The sequence below is a fragment of the Streptomyces sp. NPDC058045 genome, assembly GCF_042885635.1.
Classification (GTDB): domain Bacteria; phylum Actinomycetota; class Actinomycetes; order Streptomycetales; family Streptomycetaceae; genus Streptomyces.
Window position 1 is genome coordinate 1 of record NZ_JBHVRR010000006.1, and the last position, 25,827, is coordinate 25,827.

General features: G+C 70.3%; 19 protein-coding genes. 18 read left to right on the top strand and 1 reads right to left on the bottom strand.

Features of this window, described 5'->3' with window-relative positions; all coding sequences use genetic code 11:
• Positions 1 to 352: 352 nt before the first annotated feature.
• The 18 genes from ACFVST_RS05680 to ACFVST_RS05765 all read left to right on the top strand — a co-directional run bounded on the left by ACFVST_RS05680 (position 353) and on the right by ACFVST_RS05765 (position 23,455).
• A complete protein-coding gene (locus tag ACFVST_RS05680) occupies positions 353 to 535 on the top strand; it encodes an SPOR domain-containing protein (protein ID WP_390147189.1) in 183 nt (60 codons plus the stop codon).
• A gap of 115 nt (positions 536 to 650) precedes the next feature.
• The gene (locus ACFVST_RS05685) at positions 651 to 1,058 is read left to right on the top strand and encodes an ATP-binding protein (RefSeq protein WP_390147191.1); all 408 of its coding nucleotides are present in this window, start codon (positions 651 to 653) and stop codon (positions 1,056 to 1,058) included.
• 157 nt (positions 1,059 to 1,215) lie between these two features.
• The gene (locus tag ACFVST_RS05690; RefSeq protein ID WP_390147193.1) at positions 1,216 to 3,879 is read left to right on the top strand and encodes a SpoIIE family protein phosphatase; all 2,664 of its coding nucleotides are present in this window, start codon (positions 1,216 to 1,218) and stop codon (positions 3,877 to 3,879) included.
• Between the two features lie 35 nt (positions 3,880 to 3,914).
• Positions 3,915 to 5,009 (top strand): hypothetical protein, encoded by a 1,095-nt coding sequence (locus ACFVST_RS05695; protein WP_390147195.1) that lies wholly within the window; start codon positions 3,915 to 3,917, stop codon positions 5,007 to 5,009.
• A gap of 368 nt (positions 5,010 to 5,377) precedes the next feature.
• Positions 5,378 to 7,762 carry an ABC transporter substrate-binding protein gene (locus ACFVST_RS05700; protein WP_390147445.1) on the top strand — a complete coding sequence of 795 codons (2,385 nt, stop codon included), beginning with the start codon at positions 5,378 to 5,380 and terminating at the stop codon, positions 7,760 to 7,762.
• A 137-nt stretch (positions 7,763 to 7,899) separates the two neighbouring features.
• Positions 7,900 to 9,816 (top strand): translational GTPase TypA, encoded by a 1,917-nt coding sequence (typA, locus tag ACFVST_RS05705; protein WP_390147197.1) that lies wholly within the window; start codon positions 7,900 to 7,902, stop codon positions 9,814 to 9,816.
• A gap of 604 nt (positions 9,817 to 10,420) precedes the next feature.
• A complete protein-coding gene (locus tag ACFVST_RS05710; RefSeq protein ID WP_390147199.1) occupies positions 10,421 to 12,073 on the top strand; it encodes an ABC transporter substrate-binding protein in 1,653 nt (550 codons plus the stop codon).
• A 188-nt stretch (positions 12,074 to 12,261) separates the two neighbouring features.
• Positions 12,262 to 13,188: an ABC transporter permease gene (locus ACFVST_RS05715; protein WP_390147201.1), complete on the top strand. Its 927-nt coding sequence runs from the start codon at positions 12,262 to 12,264 to the stop codon at positions 13,186 to 13,188.
• 33 nt (positions 13,189 to 13,221) lie between these two features.
• A complete protein-coding gene (locus ACFVST_RS05720; RefSeq protein WP_390147203.1) occupies positions 13,222 to 14,142 on the top strand; it encodes an ABC transporter permease in 921 nt (306 codons plus the stop codon).
• Positions 14,143 to 14,191: 49 nt separating this feature from the next.
• Positions 14,192 to 15,238 carry an ABC transporter ATP-binding protein gene (locus ACFVST_RS05725; protein WP_390147205.1) on the top strand — a complete coding sequence of 349 codons (1,047 nt, stop codon included), beginning with the start codon at positions 14,192 to 14,194 and terminating at the stop codon, positions 15,236 to 15,238.
• A complete protein-coding gene (locus ACFVST_RS05730; protein WP_390147206.1) occupies positions 15,231 to 16,391 on the top strand; it encodes an ABC transporter ATP-binding protein in 1,161 nt (386 codons plus the stop codon). Before ACFVST_RS05725 ends, ACFVST_RS05730 begins: the two co-directional genes overlap by 8 nt.
• 108 nt (positions 16,392 to 16,499) lie before the next feature.
• On the top strand, positions 16,500 to 16,934 hold the full coding sequence (locus ACFVST_RS05735) for a VOC family protein (protein WP_390147208.1): 435 nt from the start codon (positions 16,500 to 16,502) through the stop codon (positions 16,932 to 16,934).
• A complete protein-coding gene (locus tag ACFVST_RS05740) occupies positions 16,931 to 17,518 on the top strand; it encodes a GNAT family N-acetyltransferase (RefSeq protein ID WP_390147210.1) in 588 nt (195 codons plus the stop codon). Before ACFVST_RS05735 ends, ACFVST_RS05740 begins: the two co-directional genes overlap by 4 nt.
• Positions 17,519 to 17,641: 123 nt before the next feature.
• Positions 17,642 to 19,273, top strand: coding sequence for an ABC transporter substrate-binding protein (locus tag ACFVST_RS05745; protein ID WP_390147212.1), 1,632 nt, complete (start codon positions 17,642 to 17,644; stop codon positions 19,271 to 19,273).
• 102 nt (positions 19,274 to 19,375) lie between these two features.
• Entirely contained in the window at positions 19,376 to 20,299 is a 924-nt protein-coding gene (locus ACFVST_RS05750; protein WP_390147214.1) for an ABC transporter permease, read from the top strand.
• The gene (locus ACFVST_RS05755) at positions 20,292 to 21,278 is read left to right on the top strand and encodes an ABC transporter permease (protein WP_390147216.1); all 987 of its coding nucleotides are present in this window, start codon (positions 20,292 to 20,294) and stop codon (positions 21,276 to 21,278) included. Before ACFVST_RS05750 ends, ACFVST_RS05755 begins: the two co-directional genes overlap by 8 nt.
• 25 nt (positions 21,279 to 21,303) lie before the next feature.
• Entirely contained in the window at positions 21,304 to 22,335 is a 1,032-nt protein-coding gene (locus tag ACFVST_RS05760; protein WP_390147218.1) for an ABC transporter ATP-binding protein, read from the top strand.
• The gene (locus ACFVST_RS05765) at positions 22,328 to 23,455 is read left to right on the top strand and encodes an ABC transporter ATP-binding protein (RefSeq protein WP_390147219.1); all 1,128 of its coding nucleotides are present in this window, start codon (positions 22,328 to 22,330) and stop codon (positions 23,453 to 23,455) included. The genes ACFVST_RS05760 and ACFVST_RS05765 overlap by 8 nt, the downstream gene beginning before the upstream one ends.
• On the opposite strand, the gene ACFVST_RS05770 is transcribed toward ACFVST_RS05765, so the two are convergent.
• Positions 23,430 to 25,625, bottom strand: a complete 2,196-nt coding sequence (locus ACFVST_RS05770) for a prolyl oligopeptidase family serine peptidase (RefSeq protein ID WP_390147221.1) — start codon at positions 25,623 to 25,625, stop codon at positions 23,430 to 23,432. The genes ACFVST_RS05765 and ACFVST_RS05770 overlap by 26 nt on opposite strands.
• Positions 25,626 to 25,827: the final 202 nt, after the last annotated feature.

Sequence of the window (25,827 nt, forward strand, 5' to 3'; positions counted from 1 at the left end):
TCCCCCCCCCGGGCTGGGGGGGGGGTCGCGGCCCTGCCCCGCCGGCCCGCGCACCCCACCCGCTCCCCCAACCCCCCGGGGCCCCGGGCCATACGCGCGGACCGGCGCCGCCGTGGTGTGCGCAGGCCGCGCGGAAGTCCGGGCGAGGTCCGCCCGCGAGTACCCCTCCGCGTCCGTAATCCCCCTTCGTGGCCGGGTACTTCTCCCTCTCGGTGTACCTCTTTGTGTAATTCCGTATCCGCTGCGTGAAGGTCGGGCGTACGCTCGGGCATATGCGGAGTGCGGTTGTGTGTGAGATCCCCGCGGACGGGGCGGCCGACGGTGGATTCGGGACGGGCGGGGGAGAGGTGCGATGAGCGAGAGCACGGCGCCCCTGGTCTGGCATGTGATCCGGCAGGACGGCAGCGGATACCGCTACCGCGTGAGCAGTTACGCCACCCGCGCCGAGGCTCAGCGCATAGCCGACAGCCTCGACGCCGCCGCAGGCGCCCGGCTGTACCGCGTCGAGCACGTCACCGCCGCCGGCAGCCGCTGACTCGGCGTCACAGGCTTACGTCACGGGCTTATAGGACATTCATCCGGGATCCGGGGATTGAGCCCGGGGGCAGGGCGGGTATTCACCTTTTGTCCCCATTTGCTCGCTCTGGGAAGTGATCGGCGTGATCGACACGGCCGGGGACTGCGTCGAGTGGACGTTTCCCGCGGACCCCGGTGCCGTACGCACCGCCCGCGCCGCCGTACGCAGCCAGCTCTCCGACTGGGACCTCGACTCGGTCGGCGACACCACCGTCCTTCTGGTCAGCGAACTGGTCACCAACGCACTGCGGCACGCCTCCGGCCCCATCGGCGTCCGCCTGGTCCTCCCCGTCGTACGCCCCGGCAATCTCGTGGTGGAGGTCTCCGACCCGCTGCCCGATCCGCCCCGCGCCCGCCCCGCCACCCCCGAGGACGAGAACGGCCGCGGCCTCCAACTCGTCGCGCACGCCACCCGGCGCTGGGGCACCCGCCGCATCCCCGAGGGCAAGACGGTGTGGTTCGAGCTGCCTCTGCCTGGTTAGAAGACAGGAAGTGCCGGGCTGGGACCGGCCGGAATGAGGTCGCGACCGGTCTGTGATCGTGAACACCGTGTCGCGCGGGGCGGTAGTGCTGGATACTGCGGGGCATCCGCACCCGTTGACCGGTGCCGGACGTGGTGAGCTGGAGGGGACGGTTCGCGTGCGCGAGATACCAGCGAAGGCGTCTGCCGAGGGTCGGTCCGACGACCCGTCGGGCGGACCCGGGGCCGAGGCCGCACACCAGGCTGGCGATGTCCGCTGGCAGAAGGCGGGCGACACCGCCTGGCAGACCAGCCCGCCCGGATCGCTCTACGACTATGTACGGGTCGCCTCCTTCTCGCTGGGTCCCGACGGACTCGTCGACCAGTGGAGCAGCCGCGCCGAGGAACTCTTCGGGGTCCCCGCCGAGCAGGCCGTCGGCCGGGACCCGCTGGAGTCGTTCGTGCCCGCCGGGCATCGCGCCGACGGCCAGCGCAAGATGGCCGAGATCCTCGACGGCCGCGAGTGGACCGGCACCGTGCCCTTCCACCTCCCCTCCTCCGGGCAGCACCCCGGCGGCCTGGAAGGCGTCGCCGAGGTCTATCTGATGCCGACCAGGACCGAGGACGGGCGCCGCGGCGCCGTCTGCATCGTGGTCGACGTACGCGCCCTGCGGCGGATAGAGACCGACCTCGCCGCCTCGCAGGCCATCTTCGGCCAATCCCCGTTCGGCTTCCTGCTGTTCGACACCGCGCTGCGGGTACGGCGGGTCAACCGCCGCTTCGCCGCGGTCTTCGGCGGCGACGCCGAGGAGCACCGCGGCCACACCGTCCACGACTATCTGCCGCGGCCCGAGGCCGACCGGCTGGCCGCCGCGCTGCGCCGCGTCCTGGAGACCGGCGAGTCCGCCACCGACATGCAGTTCGTGGGCCCCGTCCCCGGCTCCGCGGAACGCCGCCACTGGTCCCTCAACCTCTACCGGGTGCACAGCGGTTCGGGCGCGCCCATCGGAGTCGCCGGACTCGGCACCGACGTCACCAGCCGGCACGCCGCCGCCCGCGAAGCCGCTCACGCCCGCCGCAATCTGGCCCTGCTCAACGAGGCCAGCGCCCGCATAGGCAACTCCCTCGACCTGGAGACCACCGCCCGCGAACTCCTCGACGTGGCCGTCCCCGGCTTCTGCGACATCGCCTCCGTCGACCTCTTCCAGGGCCTCCTCAAGGGCGACGAGACCCCGCCCGGCCGGTCCGGGCAGTGGGAGGACACCGCGTCCGGCACCGGCAGCGCCCCGCTGCGCCGGGTCGCCTTCGCCAGCGCCGTCGCCGATGTGCCCTTCGGACCGGAACCGGTCGAGGTCGGCGCCGTCCACCGCTACCCGTTCGCCTCGCCCTGCGCCGACGCCCTGCGTACCGCGCGCTCCCGCCAACTCCCCGCCGACGGCGGCCTGATCCGCTCCACCCTCGCGGTGCCGATGGTCGCCCACGACACCGTGATAGGCCTCGCCCAGTTCGCCAGGACCAAGGGCAGCGAGCCCTTCGGCGAACGCGACCGGGCCCTCGCCTCCGAACTCGCCGCCCGCGCCGCCGTCTGCATCGACAACGCCCGCCTCTACCGCCGCGAACACGAACGCGCCCTCATCCTCCAGCGCTCCCTGCTGCCGCCCGGCGCCCCCGAGGCCGCCGGGCTCGACATCGCCTGCCGCTATCTGCCGGGCAACGCGGCCACCGAGGTCGGCGGCGACTGGTTCGACGTCATCGAACTCCCCGGCCACCGCACCGCCCTCGTCATCGGCGACGTCATGGGCCGCGGCCTGCGCGCCGCCGTCGCCATGGGCGAACTCCGCACCGCCGTACGCACCTTGGCCCTGCTCGACCTGGAACCGGCCGAGGTCCTCTCCGCCCTGGACGAGATCGCCCGCGGCCTCGGCACCCCCGGCGGCATCCCGCAGGCCACCCTCCCCCGAGCCCGAAGGCGCACCGGCGGCGGCACCCCCGCGAGCGGCGCGACCGACGCCGACCTCTCCGAGGTCTACCTCGCCACCTGCGTCTACGCCGTCTACGACCCCGTCACCCGCCGCTGCACCTTCGCCAACGCCGGGCATCTGCCGCCCGTCCTGGTCGAACCGGGCGAGAGCGCGCTGATGCTGGACGTACCCCCCGGAATGCCGCTCGGCGTCGGCGGCGAACCCTTCGAGGAGGTCGAGGTGGAGATCGCGGAGGGCTCCCTGCTCGCCCTCTACACCGACGGCCTGGTCGAATCCCGCGACCACCCCCTGGACGAGGGCCTCCAGGCCTTCCTCGGCACCCTCACCGAACCGGCCCGCCCCCTGGAGGACGTCTGCGACCACGTCCTCGGCAGCCTCTACACCCGCCACGGCGAGGACGACGTGGCCCTGCTGATGGCGCGTATGCAGGGCCTGGCGCAGAACTCGGTCGGCGACTGGACCCTGCCCAGGGAACCGGTCAGCGTCGGCCGGGCCCGCGAACTCTCCCGCGACCAACTCGCCGCCTGGGACCTGGAATCCCTTGCCGACACCACCGAACTGCTCGTCAGCGAACTCGTCACCAACGCCCTCCGCTACGGCGAGGGCGACATCCGGCTGCGGCTGCTGCTCGACAGCACCCTGGTGTGCGAGGTGTGGGACGCCGGCCTGGTGCAGCCCCGCCGCCGCCGCGCCCGCGACACCGACGAGGGCGGCCGCGGCCTGCAACTCGTCGGACTGCTCAGCGCCGCCTGGGGCTCCCGGCGCACCCCCCACGGCAAGACCGTCTGGTTCGAACTCGCCCTGCCCAAGAGCGGCGAGGGCCCCGCCGACCCCACCGAGGCCCTGCTCAGCCTCTTCTGACGGGGTGCCACCCACAGGACCGTACGCTGCACTCCATGAGGGTGGGGACCACGGAGTCGGAACGGGGCGGCCTGCGCGCCCGGAGCAGACGCGCCGCGGCCCGCCTCGGCCGCAACTGGCGCCACCCGCGCCTGAAATGGCCCAAACGCGCGGCCCTCGCCCTGGCGCTGATCCTGCTCCTGCCGACCGCCGCCGCCGCGATCTCGCTGCGCGCCAACTACGCCGGCACCCCGGCCGACGGCACCAAGTCCCGTACCAGGGACGCCTTTTGGCTGGGGCACGCCTGGGTCGACGGCCGCAGGACCGAGTCCGATGTACGCGCCCTCGCCGCCCGCCTCCGCGGCACCGGCATCCGCGACCTGTACGTCCACACCGGACCGCTGGAGCACGACGGCACCCTGCCCGCGCGCCGCCACCCGCGCGCCGCCTGGCTGATCCGCACCGTCCACCGCGCACTGCCCGGCGTACGGGTACAGGCCTGGCTCGGCGACAAGCTCGCCACCGAGACGCCCGACGGGATGCACCTCACCGACCGCGCCGTCCGCACCCGCATCCTGACCGCCACCGCCCAGGTACTCGACGCGGGCTTCAACGGCGCTCACTTCGATCTGGAGCCGCTGCACTCCGGCGACCGCGACTACCTGGACCTGCTGGACCGGCTGCGGTCACTCACCCGGTCCCGGCACGCCCTGCTCTCCGTCGCCGCCCACCAGATCGACCCGCTGCCCGGCCTGCACACCGCGGGCAGCGCCCTCTTCGACCACCCCAAGTACTGGTCGCAGTCCTATTTCGGCCAGGTCGCCCGCCGAGTCGACCAGATCGCCGTCATGTCCTACGACACGGGAATGCAACTCCCCAGCCTCTACGGCGGATACGTCGCCCAGCAGACCGCGCTCGCGCTGGAGGCCACTCCCGAGAGCACCGATCTGCTGATGGGGATGCCGTTCTTCCGCGAGGACACCTTCGGCCACCGCGGCTCGGCCGAGACGGTCCGGGCCGCCATCCGCGGCGCCCGCCTCGGCCTCAGCCGCACCGACCGCACCCGCGAACACTTCGGCCTCGCCCTCTACGTCGACTTCACCGCCCGCGAGCAGGACTGGCACGACTACCGAGACGGCTGGCTGCCCTAGGCCGTGTCGTTTGGATCTCCGTGGTGGAAGGAGCGGGTTCTGGTGCGTGCTCTCGGTGTGCCGGCCGGACGTCCTCGTACTGGACGTACTTGGGTGTTCGGCCGGTGCAGCGAGAGTGCGTGCCAGGGCCCGCGACGCCACGGAGATCCAAACGACATGGCCTAGCAGCCTCCGACCTCTTCGAACGCCCGTTCCCTTTGTTGCGCCGCACGGGTGGGCTTCTGTGGCAGCGGTGCGTGTCTGGACCCGAACGGATCGAACGGTCACCTTCAGTGGGCGATAGATGTGATCAGCTCCATATACCGCCAAACGTGAACAACCCGGTACGTCGTGAGGCGATGGCCGGGCAGGCCCCGGAGGTACCAGAGATGTCCCACGACGGCGTCAGACTGCGCCCGGTCCTGCGTGCTGCCGCATTCCTGACCGCGGGTGTACTCACCGTGCCGTGCCTGGCCGGATGCAGCTCCGACGAGAAGCCCGGACCCCCGGCCGCCGCCCAGGACATCGCGTCCACCGCCCGCGACCGGATCGCCGACGGCGGCACCCTCCGCTGGGCCGCCGACTCGGTGCCCCAGACCCTCAACGCCTTCCAGGCCGACGCCGACGACACCACCTCCCGGGTCGTCGGCGCCGTACTGCCCACCATGTTCCGGCTCGACTCCAACGGGCAGCCGCAGCGCGACACCGACTACCTGCGGTCCGCGAAGGTCGTCGAGACCAAGCCCAAGCAGGTCGTCCGCTACCAGCTCAGCCAGCAGGCGGTGTGGAGCGACGGGCGGGAGATCGGCGCCGCCGACTTCGCCGCCCAGTGGCGCGCCCTCTCCGGCAGGAACTCCGCGTACTGGACCGCGCGCAACGCGGGCTACGACCGGATCGAGAAGATCGAACGCGGCGGCAACGACCTGGAGGTGCAGGTCACCTTCAGCAAGCCGTACGCGGACTGGCGCTCCCTCTTCTCACCGCTCTACCCCAAGGAGGTCATGTCCTCGCCGGACGCCTTCAACGACGGGGCACGCCGCCAACTCAAGCTCGCCGCGGGCCCGTTCGCCCTCGACAAGGTGGACACCGACGCCGGCCAGGTCGTACTGAAGCGGAACCCGCGCTGGTGGGGGACGCCCGCGAAGCTTGACAAGATCGTCCTCAGCTCGGTCTCCGGTGACAAGCGGATGGCCGCGCTGCGGGCCGGGCGGATCGACCTCGCCGATGTCTCCGCGCAGCAGGCGGGACGTATCAGCGAGGCCGCGCGCGCGGGCGGTCCCGCGGGCACCCCGGCTCCCGGACGGGGCAGTGCGAGCGGGGCGCCCGGCTCGCAGCGGTCCGGGGCGGCGGGCGAGGGGGAGGACCACAGGACCGAGGCCCGCGCCCACCCCCGGCAGATGAAGCCGCTCACCGAGGAGCAGAAGGACCTGCGCCGCTACAACCTGCGCAAGTCCCTCGAACCCGCCTACACCCAGCTCGCCCTCAACGGCTCCGAAGGACCGCTCTCCGACGAGCGGGTACGGCGCGCGGTGGCCCGTGCCCTCGACCGGCACGACCTCGCCCGCCTCGTCCTCAGCCCCCTCGGCCTGCCCGCCCGTCCGGTCGGCAGCCATCTCGCCCTGGCCGGCCAGCAGGCGTACGCCGACGGCAGCGGCGCCCTCGGCAAGCAGGACACCAAGGAGGCGCAGGCCCTGCTCACCGACGCCGGCTGGGTGCACGGCGGCCCGGCCACCGCGGACAAGCAGAACAGCGCGGAGAAGAAGGCCGGCGAGAAGGACGAGAAGAAGGCCGGTAACGCCGCGGGCGGCGAGGCCGACGGCGGCAAGGCCGACCACAAGAAGGCCGACGAGGAGAAGGCCGACCAGAAGAAGGCCGAGAAGAGGGACGAGAAGAAGGACGAGAAGCAGGACGACGGCGGGGACGACGGGAAGAACCGGCAGCAGCATCTGGACCGCGGCGGAATGCCCGGCGCGTACGCCCCCGAGGGCACCGCCGCCCCGCACTCCGGTTCCCCCTCGAAGGACGCCGCGGCCCACCCGGGCACCTCCGCCGGGGTGCTCGCCAAGAACGGCAAGCCGCTCACCCTGCGCTTCGTCCTCCCGTCCGGGCCGGGCTCGGAGTCGCTGCGCACGGTCGGGGACCGCATCTCCCGGATGCTGACGAAGATCGGTATCCGCACCGAGATCGCCAAGGTCGCCGACGACAGCTACTTCAAGGACCATGTGGCGGCCGGAGACTACGACATGGCGCTCTACTCCTGGCCCGCCTCCGCCTACCCCGCCACCGACGGCCGCCCCATCTTCGCCAAGCCGGTGCCGGCCGCCGACGGCTCGCTCAACGTGGAGCAGAACTACACCCGGGTCGGCACCGACCACATCGACCAGATCTTCGACCAGGCGCTGACCGAGCTGGACCCGAAGAAGGAACGGGACCTGGTGCGCAAGGCCGACACCCGGATCTGGGCCGAGGCCGGTTCCATCCCCCTCTACCAGCGGCCGCAGCTGGTCGCCGCCAAGGGCAATCTGGTCAACGCGGGCGCCTGGGGATTCCAGTCGCCGGACTACGCGGACATGGGCTTTCTGAAGTCCGGGGCCCGTCCCGGTCCGGCTCCGAGCACCTCCACCTCGCCCGCCGCCACCTCCTCGCCGTCCGGGGCGTCCGGTCCTTCGCGGGCCCCGTCGCCGTCCGCCTCGGCGCCTTCCGCGAAGCCTTCCGCGAAGCCCTCGGACCAGGCGTCGGGGGAGTCCGAGGAGGGTGGCGACGAGGAGGACTGACCGGCCCGCGCGGGCCGTGGTCCCGGCGGCCACGTAACATGGGGTGAGGCCGTGGCGTGTCCAGCCCGGCGGGGCGCGCGTACCAACCGACAGCGGTACGCGCAGCCGATCACTTACTCCGGGAGAAGCGCCACAATATGGCTGGCACCATCGCGCGTCACGACATTCGCAACGTCGCCATCGTCGCCCACGTCGACCACGGCAAGACCACCCTCGTCGACGCCATGCTGAAGCAGGCGGGCGCGTTCGCCGAGCACGCCGCCGACAAGCTCGACGACCGCATGATGGACTCGAACGACCTGGAGCGTGAGAAGGGCATCACGATCCTGGCCAAGAACACCGCCGTGAAGTACCACCCCAAGGACGGCGGGGAGCCCATCACCATCAACATCATCGACACCCCGGGCCACGCCGACTTCGGTGGCGAGGTCGAGCGCGGGCTGTCGATGGTGGACGCGGTGGTGCTGCTGGTCGACGCCTCCGAGGGCCCCCTCCCGCAGACCCGGTTCGTCCTGCGCAAGGCACTCCAGGCCCGGCTGCCGGTGATCCTCTGCATCAACAAGACGGACCGCCCCGACTCCCGGATCGACGAGGTCGTCAACGAGGCCTACGACCTCTTCCTCGACCTGGACGCCGACGAGGACCAGATCGAGTTCCCGATCGTCTACGCCTGCGCCCGGGACGGCGTCGCCTCGCTGACCAAGCCGGAGGACGGCACGGTCCCCACCGACAGCTCCAATCTGGAGCCGTTCTTCAACACCCTGCTCTCGCATGTGCCGGCCCCCTCCTACGACGAGGAGGCGCCGCTCCAGGCGCATGTCACCAACCTCGACGCGGACAACTTCCTCGGCCGGATCGCGCTGCTCCGGGTCGAGCAGGGCGAGCTGCGCAAGGGGCAGACCGTCGCCTGGATCAAGCGGGACGGCAGCATGGCCAACGTCCGCATCAGCGAGCTGATGATGACCGAGGCGCTCACCCGCAAGCCCGCCGAGAAGGCGGGGCCGGGTGACATCTGCGCCGTCGCCGGTATCCCCGACATCATGATCGGCGAGACGCTGGCCGACCCGGAGCACCCGGTCGCCCTGCCGCTGATCACCGTCGACGAACCGGCCATCTCCATGACCATCGGTACCAACACCTCGCCGCTGGTCGGCCGTGGCGGCACCGGCAAGGGCGCCGAGGCGAAGGCCGCGGTCAAGGACCGCAAGGTGACCGCACGCCAGGTCAAGGACCGGCTGGACCGCGAGCTGATCGGCAATGTCTCGCTGCGGGTGCTGGACACCGAGCGCCCCGACGCCTGGGAGGTGCAGGGCCGCGGTGAGCTGGCGCTGGCGATCCTGGTGGAGACCATGCGCCGGGAGGGCTTCGAGCTGACCGTCGGCAAGCCGCAGGTCGTCACCCGCGAGATCGACGGCAAGCTGCACGAGCCGGTGGAGCGGATGACGGTGGACGTCCCCGAGGAGCACATGGGGGCCGTGACCCAGTTGATGGGTGTCCGTAAGGGCCGGATGGACAACATGTCGAACCACGGCTCCGGTTGGGTCCGGATGGAGTTCGTGGTGCCGTCCCGCGGTCTGATCGGTTTCCGTACCGAGTTCCTCACCAGCACCCGCGGTACCGGTATCGCGCACTCCATCCATGAGGGGCACGAGCCCTGGTTCGGGAACCTCAGCACCCGGAACAACGGCTCGCTGGTGGCGGACCGTTCGGGCGCGGTGACCGCGTTCGCCATGACCAACCTCCAGGAGCGCGGCGTCCTCTTCACCGAGCCCGGCACCGAGGTGTACGAGGGCATGATCGTCGGGGAGAACTCCCGCTCCGACGACATGGACGTCAACATCACCAAGGAGAAGAAGCTCACCAACATGCGGTCCGCCACGGCCGATGTGACCGAGTCGATCGTGCCGCCGCGGAAGCTGTCGCTTGAGCAGTCCCTGGAGTTCTGCCGGGACGACGAGTGTGTGGAGGTGACCCCGGAGGCGGTCCGCATCCGCAAGGTCAACCTGGACGCCCGCGAGCGCGCCCGCGCCGCCTCCCGCGCCAAGCACGGCTGACCGAGGCCGCTACCGGCCGGGCCCGGCCCCCGTCCCCCTTCACCGGGTGGCGGGGGCCGGGCCTGCGGTGTTGTGGGGGATTCGCTCTGGCCGGCTCCCGCGCCGGACCCGATGGGATGCCCGAACAGGTCGGAACCGCAACGGTGTTGGCCGAAATTCGACCCCTGGTCTACGCGCGTCATTCACGCTACGCTGCGTGGACCCCGCGGGTGATCTGCTCTGCGGTACGCCGGGTCGGGTTGATGCAGATTCCCCGACTGCAGCGCAACTCATTTACCTCACCCGTGCGTCCGGATTGCGGACAGTCGTGACCGATAGATATGTAACACGTCCGTTTCGCAACCATCTATCTCGGATCGATTTGTCCGGATTTTGGAAGAAGTAGCCGCGAGGTGTGATCGAACCGCAACCAAAAGACTGTGGTCGGCTCGTAGCCCATGGCTGATAGTTGAGCCGGTAGAGCTCGGGTCAATGGGTCACGCGCTGTGGGGAGCGCCGACTCTCGGGCCACACTGGGGCACTTTGATCTTCGACGTCAGGGGTGGCGGAGAAGCGAACGGTGCCCCCTCTTGCAGTGAACAAGTGGACTCATGAGGAGGAACCCATGCGTGGTGCCCAGAGCGCCAAGTGGGTCGCGGGGGCGATAATCATCGCGCTGTCTGCGACGGCCTGTGGCGGCAGCGACGACGGAGACGGCGGCAAGAAGGAGAGCGCCGGCAAGGCCGGCGGCACCTTCAAGCTCGGCATCACCGAGCCGGTCGCCATCGACCCTTACAACGCCCAGGAGTCGGAAGGCATCCTGGTCACGGACAACCTCTTCACGGGTCTGTACGAGCCGACCGCCGACGGCAAGGTCATCCCCCGGCTCGCGACCTCGAAGAAGGTCAGCGGCGACGGCAAGACCTGGACCTTCACCATCAAGAAGGGCACCAAGTTCAGCAACGGTGAGGACGTGGACGCCGCCGCCTTCGTCCGCGGCTGGAACCGCGTGGCCCAGAAGAAGGCCGCCTCCGACGTCGCGTACCACATGGCTGGTATCGACGGCTTCAAGGAGGTGCAGTCCGGCAAGACCGACGAGATGAAGGGCCTCTCGGCGCCCGACGCCTCCACCCTGAAGGTCCAACTCGCCGAGCCTGACTTCGAGTTCGACATCAAGACCACGCACACCGTCTTCAGCCCGGTGCCCAAGGTCGCCGGTGACGCGAAGAACAAGGCGTTCAACGCCGCTCCCATCGGCAACGGCCCCTTCAAGATGCAGGGCAAGTGGGAGCACAACAAGTCGATCACCCTGGTCCGGAACGACGACTACGGCCTGGAGAAGGCCAAGCTCGACAAGGTCCAGATCTCCATCCTGAACTCCAACAACGGTGTCACGCTGGAGTACCAGGGCTTCCAGTCGGGCCAGTTCGACTGGGCGCGTATGCCCGTCCCGCAGCTCCCCGCGGCCAAGTCGAAGTACGAGCCGCAGGGTGAGTGGATCGAGCAGGACACCAACGGCATGAACTACCTGCTGCCGATCACCGACAACGGCCCGCTGAAGGACGCCAAGGCGCGCCTCGCGGTGTCCTACGCGATCGACCGGGACGCCATCATCAAGGGCGTCTTCCAGAACATGCAGACCAAGTCGACGACGATCCTGCCGCCGGTCTTCAAGGACGTGTACCAGAAGGACCTGTGCACGTCCTGCGTCAAGCAGGACAAGGCGAAGGCCAAGCAGCTGGCGAAGGAGGCCGGCCTCAAGCCCGGCACCACCCTCCCGATCGCGTACAACACGGGTGCGGGCCACGAGGAGTGGGTGCAGGCCGTCGGGCAGCAGCTTGAGCAGGTGCTCGGCGTCAAGGTGAAGTCGAAGGGCCAGCCGTTCGCGCAGCTCCTCGCCGACCAGCAGGCCCCGAAGGCCACCGGCGCGTACCGCTTCGCCTGGGGCGCGGACTACCCGACCCCGGACAACTTCCTGTACCCGCTGCTGGACACCGCGTCCATCAACAAGGACGACGCGGGCAAGGTCACCGGTGACAACCGCGGCCGCTACAGCAACAAGAAGTTCGACGCGCTGCTGTCGAAGGCCCGGGGCACCAAGGACCAGGCCGCTCGCAACGCGATCTACAAGGAAGCGGAGAAGCTGGCCCTGGACGAGCAGGCCCTGATCCCGCTCTGGAACCGTACGCAGCTCCGTCTGGCGAACACCAAGAAGTTCACCAACATGAAGATGGACTTCCATGAGGACCCGAACCTCGCCGAGCTCAGCCTGAAGTGACAGGCGGCCGCGTCAGCGGCGTCTGAATCGGGGGCCGTGGTGCCTGAGTTCGGACTCAGGTGGCGCGGCCCCCGGCGACCGTCGGGAGCGGCGCGATCCGCCCTCCCGCCCCCCACCCCTAACCCCCCACACACACTTCGGGGCGAGGGTGCTGCTCGGGATGCGGCAGCGAGGTAGAGAGGCAAGTCATGGGAAGGTATGTGGTCCGCCGGCTGGGCCAGCTCGTCGTGGTCGTGCTCGGCGCGACGATGGTGCTGTTCGCCTGCCTGTTCGTCCTGCCGGGCGATCCGGTGGGACAGATCGCAGGCAGCGACAAGGCGCGTGACCCCGCGGTCATCGAGCAACTGCACAAGCAGTACGGGCTGGACAAGCCCCTTTACGCGCAGTACGGCATGTATGTGGGCAAGTTGGCCAAGGGCGACCTGGGCCAGGACTACACACAGAGCAGGCCGGTGACCGAGATCCTCGGTCCCAAGCTCGTCAACACGGCCAAGCTGGCCGTCACCGCGATGGTCTTCGACATCATCATCGGCATCTTCGCCGGTGTGGTGGCCGCGATGCGGAGATACTCGGTATGGGATGTGTCGGTCACCTTTGTGACCACCATGGCCATCGGTGTCCCCTCCATCGTGCTTGGCATGATCATGCAGCGCATCTTCGTGATCCAGCTCGACTGGTTCCCGCTGATCGGGGACGGCGGGGTCAGGTCGATGATCCTGCCCGCGCTGACCCTCGCCATCATCGACGCGGCGCTCGTGGCCCAGCTCGCCCGGAGCACCATGCTCGAAGTGCTGCGCGCCGACTACGTCAAGACCGCTGTGGCCAAGGGGCTTTCGAAGAGCACGGTGCTCTTCCGGCACATCCTCCGGAACTCCGTCATCCCGGTCATCACCTATCTCGGTATCTCCTTCGGCGTGCTCCTCGGTGGAGCGCTCATCACGGAGACGATCTTCAACTGGGACGGCATCGGACTGGCGCTGATCACGGCGATCCAGCAGAACAACAACCCCATCATCGTCGGGGTGGTGACGATCAGTGTGGCGATCTTCGTCCTGCTGAACCTGATCGTCGACCTGCTGTACGCCGCTCTCGACCCGCGCATCCGCCTCGCCTGACCCCGCTGGGTCGCCCCGAATAGGAGTCACACCATGACCGAACTCGCCACGGGCACGGGGGAGCCGACGGCGGCCGATCCCGCCGCGCCTCCGTCCGCCGAACCCAGCGTTGCGCGCGTCAGCCAGTGGGCCGACATCCGGGCCCGTTTCGTAGCGAACAAGCTCGCCGTCGTCGGCCTCGCCATCGTCTTCGTGCTGGTACTGGTGGCGCTGCTCGCCCCGGTGCTCGCGCCGTTCGACCCGCTGAAGCAGAACCTCACCCAGACCCTCCAGGCGCCCGGCAACGGGCACATCCTGGGCACCGACGCACTCGGCCGGGACCAGTTCTCCCGGCTGATCTACGGCAGCCGGATCGCCGTCGTCGTGGGTCTCGCCTCGATCCTGGTGGCCGCGGTCATCGGGATCGTGCTGGGCGCGCTGGCCGGTTACTTCGGCCGGTTCACCGACACCGTGATCATGCGCGTCGCGGACGTGTTCTTCGCCTTCCCGCTGCTCATCGGCGCCATCGTGATCATCCTGCTGATGGGTCGCGGGGTGCTGCCGGTGGTCCTCTCGCTGGGTATCTTCCAGTGGGCCACCTTCGCCCGCCTGCTCCGCAGCCAGGTCCTGTCGGTCCGCGAGATGGACTACGTACAGGCCGCCAAGGCGCTCGGGGCGGACGGTCCGCGGATCATCCGCCGGCACATCCTGCCCAACTCGATCTCCGCCGTCCTCGTCTACGCGACCAGCAACGTCGGTATCGCCATCGTCGCCGAGGCCTCGCTGTCCTACCTCGGTGTCGGTGTGCCGCCCGAGGTGGCCGAGTGGGGCAACATGATCGCCGCCGGCAAGGACTTCATGGGCGTCAAGGACTACCTGTGGACGTACCCGAGCCTGGCCATCGTCATCACCGCCCTGGGCTTCGTGCTGCTGGGCAACGGTCTGCGCGACGCACTCGACCCGAAGCTCCGGTGAGGCAGCCGTGAGTCGACCCAACGTGAGCAAGCAAGACGAAGGTGATGGCATGACCAGCGTCGAGACCGCCCCCGTCGACCGGGGGGCGTCCGGAACGACTCCGCTGCTCGAAGTGCGCGATCTGCACGTCGAGTTCAAGCTGCGGGACGCCGTGACCAAGGCCGTCAACGGTGTCAGCTACAGCGTGGACGCCGGGGAGACGCTCGCCGTGCTCGGTGAGTCCGGCTCCGGCAAGTCCGTGACGGCGCAGGCCGTGATGGGCATCCTGGACAGCCCGCCCGGACGGATAGCCGGCGGCCAGATCCTCTTCCAGGGCCAGGACATCCTGACCCTGGACGAGAGCGAGCGGCGCAAGCTGCGCGGCGCCAAGATGGCGATGATCTTCCAGGACGCGCTGTCCTCCCTCAACCCGGTCCTCTCGGTGGGCTTCCAGCTCGGCGAGATGTTCCGCACCCACCAGGGCCTCTCCCGCAAGGACGCCAAGGCCAAGGCGATCGAGCTGATGGACCGGGTGCGCATCCCGGCCGCCAGGGAGCGGGTGGGGGACTTCCCGCACCAGTTCTCCGGCGGGATGCGGCAGCGGATCATGATCGCCATGGCGCTGGCGCTGGAGCCGGATCTGATCATCGCGGACGAGCCGACCACCGCGCTCGATGTGACGGTGCAGGCCCAGGTGATGGACCTGCTGGCGGAGCTTCAGCGCGAGTACAACATGGGGCTCATCCTGATCACCCACGACCTCGGCGTGGTCGCGGACGTCGCGGACAAGATCGCGGTGATGTACGCCGGGCGGATCGTGGAGACCGCGCCCGTGCACGAGCTGTACAAGCGCCCCGCGCACCCCTACACCCGGGGGCTGCTCGAATCGATCCCGCGGCTCGACCAGAAGGGCCAGGAGCTCTTCGCCATCAAGGGCCTGCCGCCCAACCTGCAGAAGATTCCTTCCGGTTGCGCCTTCAACCCGCGCTGCTCGGTGGCGCAGGACATCTGCCGCACCGACCTCCCGCCGCTGGTCCCGGTGACCGAGTCGGACGGCACCGAGATCGCCGGCCGCGGCTCGGCGTGCCACTTCTGGAAGGAGACGATCCATGGCTGAGACCGGCAAGCTCTCGAAGTCCGGCGCTGCCGCGGAGGACGCGACGCCCGGTGTGACCGAGGTGGAGACGGTCGACGCCGCCACCGAGGCAGAGGCGGTCAAGGCCCTGGAGGCCGAGGTCGACCGCGGTGAGCCCATCATCCAGGTACGCAATCTGGTCAAGCACTTCCCGCTGACCCAGGGCATCATCTTCAAGAAGCAGGTCGGCGCCGTGAAGGCCGTCGACGGGATCACCTTCGACCTGTACCAGGGCGAGACCCTCGGCATCGTGGGCGAGTCCGGCTGCGGCAAGTCCACCGTCGCCAAGCTGCTGATGATGCTGGAGACCGCCACCGCCGGCGAGATCTTCTACAAGGGCCAGGACATCACCAGGCTGTCCGGGCGCGCCCTGAAGGCGGTGCGCCGCAACATCCAGATGGTGTTCCAGGACCCGTACACCTCGCTCAACCCGCGGATGACGGTCGGCGACATCATCGGCGAGCCCTACGAGATCCACCCCGAGGTCGCGCCCAAGGGCGACCGGCGGGCCAAGGTCCAGGAACTGCTGGACGTGGTCGGGCTCAACCCGGAGTACATCAACCGGTATCCGCACCAGTTCTCCGGCGGCCAGCGCCAGCGCATCGGCATCGCCCGCGGCCTCGCGCTCAACCCGGAGATCATCATCTGCGACGAGCCGGTCTCCGCGCTCGACGTGTCGGTGCAGGCGCAGGTCATCAACCTGATGGAGAAGCTCCAGGACGAGTTCAACCTCTCCTACCTCTTCATCGCGCACGACCTGTCCATCGTCCGGCACATCTCCGACCGGGTCGGTGTGATGTACCTGGGGCGGATGGCGGAGATCGGCACCGACGAGCAGATCTACGAGCACTCCACCCACCCGTACACCCAGGCGCTGCTGTCCGCGGTGCCGGTGCCGGACCCGGAGGCCCGGGAGGGCCGGGAGCGGATCATCCTCGCCGGTGATGTGCCCTCGCCCGCCAACCCGCCGTCGGGCTGCCGCTTCCGCACCCGCTGCTGGAAGGCGGAGGACAAGTGCGCCTCCGAGACACCGCTGCTGGCGGTGCCGGAGCGGTTCCGCGGCGAGGACTCGCCGGTCGCACACGAGTCGGCGTGCCACTTCGCGGAGGAGAAGAACGTCGTCTCCGCGGTGTGACCTACAGCGGGCCAAGTACCGCGCTGAGGTACTGAGTTGAGGGAGTCCCGGCACCAAGCCCCACGGTGCCGGGACCCCGCCTTTTCGTCGACCGGGAGTGCGAACACGATGTCGCTGCACCATGTGGAGTTGTGGGTGCCGGACCTGGAGCGGGCCCGCGCCGACTGGGGCTGGCTGCTGGACCGCCTCGGCTGGCGGCCGTACCAGGACTGGGCGGCGGGCGTGAGCTGGCGCTGCGGGGCGACGTATCTGGTGCTGGAGCAGTCCCCGGCGCAGCGTCCCGGCGGGCATGACCGGATGCGGCCGGGCCTGAACCACCTCGCCTTCCAGCTGCCGGACGCCGACGCGCTGGACGCCCTGGTCGCCGAGGCCCCCGCGCACGGCTGGCGGCTGATGTTCCCGGACCGGCACCCCTACGCGGGCGGCCCCGGGCACCGCGCCGCCTATCTGGAGAACCGCGACGGCTTCGAGGCCGAACTCGTCGCCCCCGCCGAGCCGTTGACCGGTTCCGGTCCCAACGACCGCCCCGAGGGGGAGAGATGACCGGCACCGACGGGTCCGAGGCCCTGCCCTGGTCCGAACTCGACGGCTACGGCCTGCGGTTGAGGGCCTGGCGGGACGAGGACGTGCCCGCCGTGCTGAGCGGGATGAACGATCCGGAGGTCCAGCGCTGGTCGGTCGGCCCGCCGAGCACCATGGACGAGCGCGACGCCCTGGACTGGATCGCCAAGCGGGCCGAGAACCTCGCCTCGGGCCGGTTGGTGCCCTACTGCGTCACCGACGCCGCCACCGGCGAGGTCCTCGGCAGCGTCGATCTGCACCAGGTGGTACGGCAGTTGGGCCACGCCGGGGTCGGCTACTGGCTGCTGCCGTCCGCCCGCGGCCGCGGAGTGGTAACCCGGGCCGTGGAACTCGCCGTGCGCTGGGCGTTCGGGCCGCTGGGCCTGCACCGGATCGACCTCGGGCACGGGATGGCCAACGAGGCCTCCTGCCGGGTCGCCCAGCGCTGCGGCTTCCTCCCCGAGGGCGTGATGCGGGGCTTCCTGCCGTCCACCGTGCCGGGCGTCTACCACGACACCCACCTCCACGCCCGCCTCGCCACCGACCCGGCCCCACCGATCCGATAGCAGGCTCCTCAGCCCGGCACCCGGCTCCTCCGGATGGGTCGGCTGGATATGCGCGCACCGCAATGCAAGGCGATATTTGGCGACAAGTAGCGTTTTGTACGCGAGGTAGCTGAGGAGACACCCATGCGTGGAGCCACGCACGCCAAGTGGGCCGCCGCCGCGGCAGCCGTCGCTCTCACCGCGACGGCCTGCGGTGGAGGCGGCAGCGGGAGCAGCGGAGGCGGTTCCGGAATCGTACGGTCCTCCTGGGGTGACCCGCAGAACCCCCTCGAACCCGCCAACACCAACGAGGTGCAGGGCGGCAAGGTCCTCGACATGGTCTTCCGCGGCCTGGTCCGCTACAACCCGCGGACCGGCAAGGCGGAGAACGCCCTCGCGGACAAGATTGAGAGCAGTGACTCGCAGAACTTCACCGTCACCCTCAAACCGGGCTGGACCTTCTCCAACGGCGAGAAGGTCACCGCCAAGTCCTTTGTGGACGCCTGGAATTACGGTGCCGGCCTCAAGAACAACCAGAAGAACGCCTACTTCTTCGGCTACATCGACGGCTACGACAAGGTCCACCCCGAGACCGGCAAGCAGACCGCCGACACCCTCTCCGGGCTCAGGGTCACCGGGCCGGACACCTTCACCGTCAAGCTCAACCAGAAGTTCTCCACCTGGCCCAAGACCCTCGGCTACGCCGCGTTCTCCCCGCTGCCCAGCGCCTTCTTCACCGACCACGCGGCCTGGTTGAAGAAGCCCGTCGGCAACGGCCCCTACGCCGTGCAGTCGTACGCCCGCGGCAGCCAGATGTCGCTGCGCAAGTGGGACCAGTACCCCGGCGCGGACAAGGCGCAGAACGAGGGCGTCGACCTCAAGGTCTACACCGACAACAACACCGCCTACACCGACCTCACCGCCGGCAATCTGGACCTGGTGGACGATGTGCCGGTCTCCCAGTTGAAGAACGTCAACAGCGACCTCAGCGGGCGCTACCTCAACACCCCGGCCGGCATCATCCAGACCCTGTCCTTCCCGTTCTACGACCAGAACTGGAACACCCCCGGCGCCAAGAAGGTCCGACAGGGCCTGTCGATGGCCATCAACCGCAAGCAGATCACCCAGACGATCTTCCAGAAGACCCGCACCCCCGCCACCGACTGGACCTCACCCGTCCTCGGCGGCGACGGCGGCTACCAGTCCGGGCTCTGCGGCAAGTGGTGCGACTACAACCCGGCCGAGGCGAAGAAGCTCGTCAAGGAGGGCGGCGGACTGCCCGGCGGACAGGTCACCGTCGCCTACAACGCGGACACCGGCAGCCACAAGGAGTGGATCGACGCCGTCTGCAACAGCATCAACAACTCCCTCGGCAACGACAAGGCCTGCGTCGGCGCCCCCACCGGCACCTTCGCCGACTTCCGCAACAAGATCAGCGGGAAGAAGATGACGGCCCCGTTCCGCGCCGGCTGGCAGATGGACTACCCGCTCATCCAGAACTTCCTCCAGCCGCTCTACTACACCAACGCCTCGTCCAACGACGGCAAGTGGTCCAACAAGCAGTTCGACTCGCTGATCGACTCCGCCAACGGCCAGTCCGACAACGCGGCCGCGATGAAGAAGTTCCAGCAGGCCGAGGGCGTGGTCCGGGACGAGATGGCGGCCATCCCGCTCTGGTACCAGAACGGCAGCGCCGGCTACTCGGACAACGTCAGCAATGTGCAGCTCAACCCGTTCAGCGTGCCCGTCTTCAACGAGATCAAGGTCAAGAGCTGACCCCCGGCGGCGGCCGGGCACACCCCCGGCCGCCGCACCCGGGACGGACCCCAACACCCCGCCCCGGATCGCGAGTTGACCACGTCACGCCAGGAGGGCTCCATGGGACGCTATGTGATCCGGCGCCTGCTCCAGATGGTCCCGGTCTTCCTCGGGGCGACCCTGCTGATCTTCCTGATGGTCAATGTGATGGGCGACCCGATCGCCGGGCTCTGCGGGGAGCGCCAGTGCGACCCGGCGACCGCGGCCCGGCTGAAAGCCGACCTCGGCCTCGACCAGCCCGTCTGGCGGCAGTACCTGACCTATATGGGCAACGTCTTCACCGGCGACTTCGGCACCGCCTTCAACGGCCAGCCCGTCACCGAACTCATGGCGAACGCCTTCCCGGTGACGATCCGGCTCACCCTCATCGCCATCGTCTTCGAGATCGTCATCGGCATCAGCCTCGGTGTCGCCACCGGGCTGCGCCGGGGCCGTCCCGTCGACACCGGCGTGCTGATCACCACCCTGGTGGTGATCTCGGTGCCCACCTTCGTCACCGGTCTGCTGCTGCAACTCCTGCTCGGCGTCCGCTGGGGCCTCATCAGACCCGCCGTCTCCACCGAGGCGGCCGTCGGCGAACTCCTCGTCCCCGGCCTCGTCCTGGCCTCCGTCTCCCTCGCCTACATCACCCGGCTCACCCGCACCTCCCTCGCGGAGAACCGGCGGGCCGACTACGTACGCACCGCCATCGCCAAGGGCCTGCCGCGGCACCGCGTCATCACCCGGCACCTGCTGCGCAACTCGCTGATCCCGGTCATCACCTTCATCGGGACCGACATCGGCTTCCTGATGGGCAGCGCCATCGTCACCGAGCGCATCTTCAACATCCACGGCGTCGGCTTCCAGCTCTACCAGGGCATCCTGCGCCAGAACAGCCAGACCGTGGTCGGCTTCGTGACCGTACTCGTCCTGGTCTTCCTGGCGGCCAACCTGGTCGTCGACCTCCTGTACGCCGTACTCGACCCGAGGATCCGCTATGCCTGACACCCGGCAGTCCCCCGGGCCACCGGACGACTCGGCCGTCGCCGCCACCGGGGCCGGCGGCGCCATGGACCTCGCCACCCAGGAGGCCGGCACCCTCGAAGGCGGCCCCGGTGGCGGCCCCGGTGGCGGCGGGAAACCCCGCAGCCTCTGGTCCGACGCCTGGCACGACCTGCGGCGCAACCCGGTCTTCCTCATCTCCGGGCTGGTCATCGCCTTCCTGGTGCTGATCGCCGTCTGGCCCGGCCTCATCGCCCCCGGCAACCCGCTGGCCTGCGACCTGTCCAAGGCGCAGCAGGGCCCCGGCGACGGCCACCCCTTCGGCTTCGACGGGCAGGGCTGCGACGTCTACACCCGCACCGTGCACGGCGCCCGCGCCTCCGTCACCGTCGGCCTCTGCGCCACCCTCGGCGTCGCCCTCCTCGGTTCCGTACTCGGCGGGCTGGCCGGCTTCTTCGGCGGCTGGCCGGACGCCGTGCTGTCCCGGATCACCGACATCTTCTTCGGCATCCCCGTCGTCCTCGGCGGCCTGGTGCTGCTCTCCGTGGTGACCTCCTCCACGGTGTGGCCGGTGGTCGGCTTCATCGTGCTGCTGGGCTGGCCGCAGATCTGCCGGATCGCCCGCGGCGCCGTCATCACCGCCAAGCAGAACGACTACGTACAGGCGGCGCGCGCCCTCGGCGCCTCCAACAGCCGGATGCTGCTGCGGCACATCGCGCCCAACGCGATCGCCCCCGTCATCGTCGTCGCGACCATCGCCCTCGGTACGTACATCGCGCTGGAGGCCACCCTGTCCTACCTCGGGGTCGGGCTGAAGCCGCCCACCGTGAGCTGGGGCATCGACATCTCCGCCGCCTCCCCGAACATCCGCAACGCCCCGCACATGCTGCTCTGGCCGGCCGGTGCGCTGGCGGTCACCGTGCTCGCCTTCATCATGCTCGGCGACGCGGTGCGCGACGCCCTCGACCCCAAGCTGCGGTGAGCGGCCCCGACCGGGAGGAACCCCGATGACCACCGTGGAGACCGAGCCCGCCACCGAGGGCGCCGGCACCGCCGCACTGCTCGAAGTACGGGACCTGCACGTCGAGTTCGGCACCAGGGACGGCACCACCCACGCCGTCAACGGGGTCAGCTACCGCGTGGACGCGGGGGAGACGCTCGCCGTGCTCGGCGAGTCCGGCTCCGGGAAGTCCGTCACCGCGCAGGCCGTGATGGGCATCCTCGACATCCCGCCCGGCCGGGTCACCGGCGGGCAGGTCCTCTTCCAGGGGCGGGACCTGCTGCGGATGCGGGAGGAGGAGCGGCGCCGGCTGCGCGGCGCCAGGATGGCGATGATCTTCCAGGACGCGCTGTCCTCCCTCAACCCGGTCCTCTCGGTGGGCTTCCAGCTCGGCGAGATGTTCCGCGTCCACCAGGGCGCCTCCCGCAAGGACGCCAAGGCCAGGGCGATCGAACTGATGGAGCGGGTACGCATCCCGGCGGCGGCGCAGCGGGTGGCGGACTATCCGCACCAGTTCTCCGGCGGGATGCGGCAGCGGATCATGATCGCCATGGCGCTGGCGCTGGAGCCGGATCTGATCATCGCGGACGAGCCGACCACCGCGCTCGATGTGACGGTGCAGGCCCAGGTGATGGACCTGCTGGCGGAGCTCCAGCGCGAGTACAACATGGGCCTCATCCTGATCACCCACGACCTCGGGGTGGTCGCGGATGTCGCGGACAGGATCGCGGTGATGTACGCCGGGCGCATCGTGGAGCGGGCGCCCGTACACGACATCTACCGGGCGCCCGCCCACCCGTACACCAAGGGCCTGCTGGAGTCGATTCCGCGGCTCGACCAGAAGGGGCAGGAACTCTTCGCCATCAAGGGGCTGCCGCCCAACCTGGCGCATATCCCGCCCGGTTGCGCCTTCCACCCCCGCTGCCCCCTCGCGCGGGACGTCTGCACCAGCGAGGAACCCCCGCTCCACCGGGTGTCCGGGGACGGTGAAGGCCGGTACAGCGCCTGCCACTTCTGGAGGGAGACCCTCGATGGCTGAGACCACCGCCGAGCCCGCGCCGCTCACCCCGCCCACCCGCCGCGAGCGCGTCCTCGAAGTACGCGGCCTGGTCAAGCACTTCCCGCTCACCCAGGGCGTCCTGGTCAAGCGGCAGATCGGCGCGGTGAAGGCCGTGGACGGCGTCGACTTCGACCTCGGGCACGGCGAGACCCTCGGCATCGTCGGGGAGTCCGGCTGCGGCAAGTCCACCGTCGCCAAGCTCCTGGTCCATCTGGAACAGCCCACCGCGGGCACCGTCCGCTACCGGGGCGAGGACATCACCAAGCTCTCCGGCCGCGCTCTGAAAGCCGTACGCCGCAACATCCAGATGGTGTTCCAGGACCCGTACACCTCGCTCAACCCGCGGATGACGGTCGGCGACATCATCGGCGAGCCCTACGAGATCCACCCCGAGGTGGCGCCCAAGGGGTCGCGGCGCCAGCGGGTGCGGGAACTGCTGGACGTGGTGGGGCTCGATCCGGAGTACATCAACCGGTATCCGCACCAGTTCTCCGGCGGACAGCGCCAGCGCATCGGCATCGCCCGCGGGCTGGCGCTGCGCCCCGAGATCATCGTGGCCGACGAGCCGGTCTCCGCGCTGGACGTCTCCGTACAGGCGCAGGTCATCAATCTGATGGACCGGCTCCAGAGCGAGTTCGACCTCTCCTACCTCTTCATCGCGCACGACCTGTCCATCGTCCGGCACATCTCCGACCGGGTCGCCGTGATGTACCTCGGCCGGATCGTCGAGACCGGCACCGACCAGCAGATCTACGAGCACCCCAGCCACCCGTACACCCAGGCCCTGCTGTCCGCGGTGCCGGTGCCCGACCCCTCGGTACGGGAGGCACGGGAGCGGATCATCCTCAGCGGGGATGTGCCCTCGCCCGCCGATCCGCCGTCGGGCTGCCGCTTCCGCACCCGCTGCTGGAAGGCGGAGGACAGGTGCGCCGCCGAGACTCCGCTGCTGGCGGTGCCTCAGCGGTTCCGCGGCAGCGGGCAGCCCGCCGAGCACCCCTCCGCCTGCCACTTCGCCGAGGAGAAGCAGGTGGTGCCGGCGGAGGCGGTGGCGGACAACTCCCCGGCGGCGGGGCCTACTTCAGGTCCAGGGAGCGTTTGAGGAAGTCGACCTGGAGCAGCAGCAGATTCTCCGCCACCTGCTCCTGCGGGGTCATATGGGTCACCCCGGACAGCGGCAGCACCTCATGCGGGCGGCCCGCCGCGAGCAGCGCCGACGACAGCCGCAGCGAGTGCGCCACCACCACGTTGTCGTCGGCCAGCCCGTGCACCACCATCAGCGGCCGGTGCTGCTCGCCCGGCTCCACCAGCTCCCCCTCGTGCACCAGCGAACTGTGCACATACGGCGCCGGATCCGAGGCCGGATGGCCCAGGTAGCGCTCCGTGTAGTGGGTGTCGTACAGCGACCAGTCGGTGACCGGGGCGCCCGCCACCCCCGCGTGGAACACATCGGGCCGCCGCAGCACCGCCAGCGCCGACAGATAGCCGCCGTACGACCAGCCGCGGATCCCGACCCGCCCCAGGTCCAGCGGGAAGCGGGTGGCCAACTCCCGTACCGCCGCGACCTGGTCGTCCAGGGTGCGGGTGAAGTCGCGGTGGACGGCCTTCTCCCGGGCGGGGGAGTGGCCGGGGGCGCCGCGGCCGTCCGCGACCACCACCGCGAAGCCCTGCTCGGCGAACCACTGAGAGGTCAGATAGGCGTTCTGCGCGGCCACCACCCGCTGCCCGTGCGGCCCGCCGTACGGGTCGAGCAGCACCGGCAACGGGCCGTCGCCCTCCCGGTAGTCCGAGGGGAGCAGCACCGCGCACGGGATGCGGTACGAGCCGTCCTCGTCCGCTCCGGTGGCGGACGCGGCCTCCTCGCCGCCCTCCGGGACGACCGCCACCTCGGTCAGCACCGGGCGCGCGGTCAGTACCGGGCGCTGGGCGCCGGAGGCGACGGTGGCGATCCGCTTGCCGTCCCGCAGCACCCGCACCGAGGCGCCGGGCCGGTCCAGCGCCGACGACACCAGTACGGTCAGCGCGCCCGAGCGCACCGCCGAGTGCACTCCGGGCTCCCGCGAGAGCCGCTCCGTCCCCAGCTCGCTGACGCGGTACACATGGATCTCTCCGGTCTCCGGCTCGGCCGCCGCGGCCCCCGCGGAGGCCGAGACCAGCACATCGTCCTCGCCCACATCCAGCACCGCCCGCACATGCAACTGCGGCCCGGTGAGCGGCCGGTCGCCCAGCGACAGCACCCGGGCCCCGCCCTCGTCGGCGATCCGGACCAGGCGTCCGCTGGGCGCCCAGCACGGCACCCCGGGGAAGAGATCGAGCCACACCGGGTCCTCGTCGGCGTGCACCATCCGGGTCGAACCGTCCGCCGGATCCACCGCCAGATAGAGCTGGCTGCGCTGGTCCCGCGCCTGCACCAGCAGCAGCGGCGCACCCGAAGACGACCAGTGCACCTGCGCCAGATACGGGTAGCGGGCCCGGTCCCACTCCACCTCGGTCCGGCCGCCGTCCAGGCCCAGCACGAAGAGCCGCACCTCGGCATCGGGGGTGCCCGCCGCCGGGTACGCCACCTCGGCCGGCTCCCGGTCCGGGCGGGCCGGGTCCGCGATCCACCAGCGGCGCACCGCCGCGTCGTCCACCCGCGCCACCAGCAGCCGGTCCGACTCCGGCGACCACCAGTAGCCGCGGCTGCGGTGCATCTCCTCCGCCGCGATGAACTCGGCCAGACCGTACGAGACGTGCTCGCCCTCCGGTTCGGCGAGCGCCCGGTCCGCGGAGGGGGCGTCGGGGGCGTCCGGGGTCACCGGGGCGACCCGCAGTGCGCCCCCGGTGACATAGGCGATATGCCGGCCGTCGGGAGAGGGACGCGGGTCGAGCACCGGCCCCGGCACCCTCAACTCCCGTGCCGTACCCACCCGTAGCTCCGCGGTGAACAGCCGCCCGGAGAGGGCGAACGCGGCCACCTCCGCCGCCGCGTCCACGGCGTAGCCGACGATCCCGGCGGAGCCCTCCCGGCTGCGTTCCCGGCGGGCGCGCTCCGCGGCCGTCAGCCGCTCCTCGGCGCCGCCCAGCAGCTCCGCCGGATCGGCGGCCACCCGCTCCCGGCCGGTCCCGGTGTCCAGCACCCACAGCCGGTGCGAGCGGTCGGTGCCGGAGGCGGAGCGGAGGAAGGCGATGCGCTCGCCGTCTGGCGAGACCGTGAACGCCCTGGGGGCGCCCAGCGTGAAGCGCTGGGTGCGGGCGTGCTGGCGTGGGAAGGAGAGCGGTTCACTGGTCATCCCCCGAGGCTATGCGCTGCGGCGGCCCGCGCCTAGGCGCTCCCCGGTCGGGCCGGGGTGGGGTGCGCCGGCGGTGCCGGAGGGGGCGGGAGCCGGGTGCCGCGGGCGGTGCCCGACCGGCGGGGCGGGGGTGTTCGGACCCGTTCACCGGCGGTTCTCGGCCAAGCTCCGCGGGGGCTTCGGCCGGGGTCCGGCCGGGCCC

Coding starts and splice junctions, on each gene's coding strand:
- ACFVST_RS05700 (WP_390147445.1), top strand. CDS start 5,378: ATGTCCCACGACGGCGTCAGACTGCGCCCGGTCCTGCGTGCTGCCGCA.
- ACFVST_RS05755 (WP_390147216.1), top strand. CDS start 20,292: ATGCCTGACACCCGGCAGTCCCCCGGGCCACCGGACGACTCGGCCGTC.
- ACFVST_RS05735 (WP_390147208.1), top strand. CDS start 16,500: ATGTCGCTGCACCATGTGGAGTTGTGGGTGCCGGACCTGGAGCGGGCC.
- ACFVST_RS05695 (WP_390147195.1), top strand. CDS start 3,915: ATGAGGGTGGGGACCACGGAGTCGGAACGGGGCGGCCTGCGCGCCCGG.
- ACFVST_RS05770 (WP_390147221.1), bottom strand. CDS start 25,625: ATGACCAGTGAACCGCTCTCCTTCCCACGCCAGCACGCCCGCACCCAG.
- ACFVST_RS05745 (WP_390147212.1), top strand. CDS start 17,642: ATGCGTGGAGCCACGCACGCCAAGTGGGCCGCCGCCGCGGCAGCCGTC.
- ACFVST_RS05760 (WP_390147218.1), top strand. CDS start 21,304: ATGACCACCGTGGAGACCGAGCCCGCCACCGAGGGCGCCGGCACCGCC.
- ACFVST_RS05680 (WP_390147189.1), top strand. CDS start 353: ATGAGCGAGAGCACGGCGCCCCTGGTCTGGCATGTGATCCGGCAGGAC.
- ACFVST_RS05720 (WP_390147203.1), top strand. CDS start 13,222: ATGACCGAACTCGCCACGGGCACGGGGGAGCCGACGGCGGCCGATCCC.
- ACFVST_RS05710 (WP_390147199.1), top strand. CDS start 10,421: ATGCGTGGTGCCCAGAGCGCCAAGTGGGTCGCGGGGGCGATAATCATC.
- ACFVST_RS05750 (WP_390147214.1), top strand. CDS start 19,376: ATGGGACGCTATGTGATCCGGCGCCTGCTCCAGATGGTCCCGGTCTTC.
- ACFVST_RS05765 (WP_390147219.1), top strand. CDS start 22,328: ATGGCTGAGACCACCGCCGAGCCCGCGCCGCTCACCCCGCCCACCCGC.
- ACFVST_RS05715 (WP_390147201.1), top strand. CDS start 12,262: ATGGGAAGGTATGTGGTCCGCCGGCTGGGCCAGCTCGTCGTGGTCGTG.
- ACFVST_RS05730 (WP_390147206.1), top strand. CDS start 15,231: ATGGCTGAGACCGGCAAGCTCTCGAAGTCCGGCGCTGCCGCGGAGGAC.
- ACFVST_RS05725 (WP_390147205.1), top strand. CDS start 14,192: ATGACCAGCGTCGAGACCGCCCCCGTCGACCGGGGGGCGTCCGGAACG.
- typA (WP_390147197.1), top strand. CDS start 7,900: ATGGCTGGCACCATCGCGCGTCACGACATTCGCAACGTCGCCATCGTC.
- ACFVST_RS05740 (WP_390147210.1), top strand. CDS start 16,931: ATGACCGGCACCGACGGGTCCGAGGCCCTGCCCTGGTCCGAACTCGAC.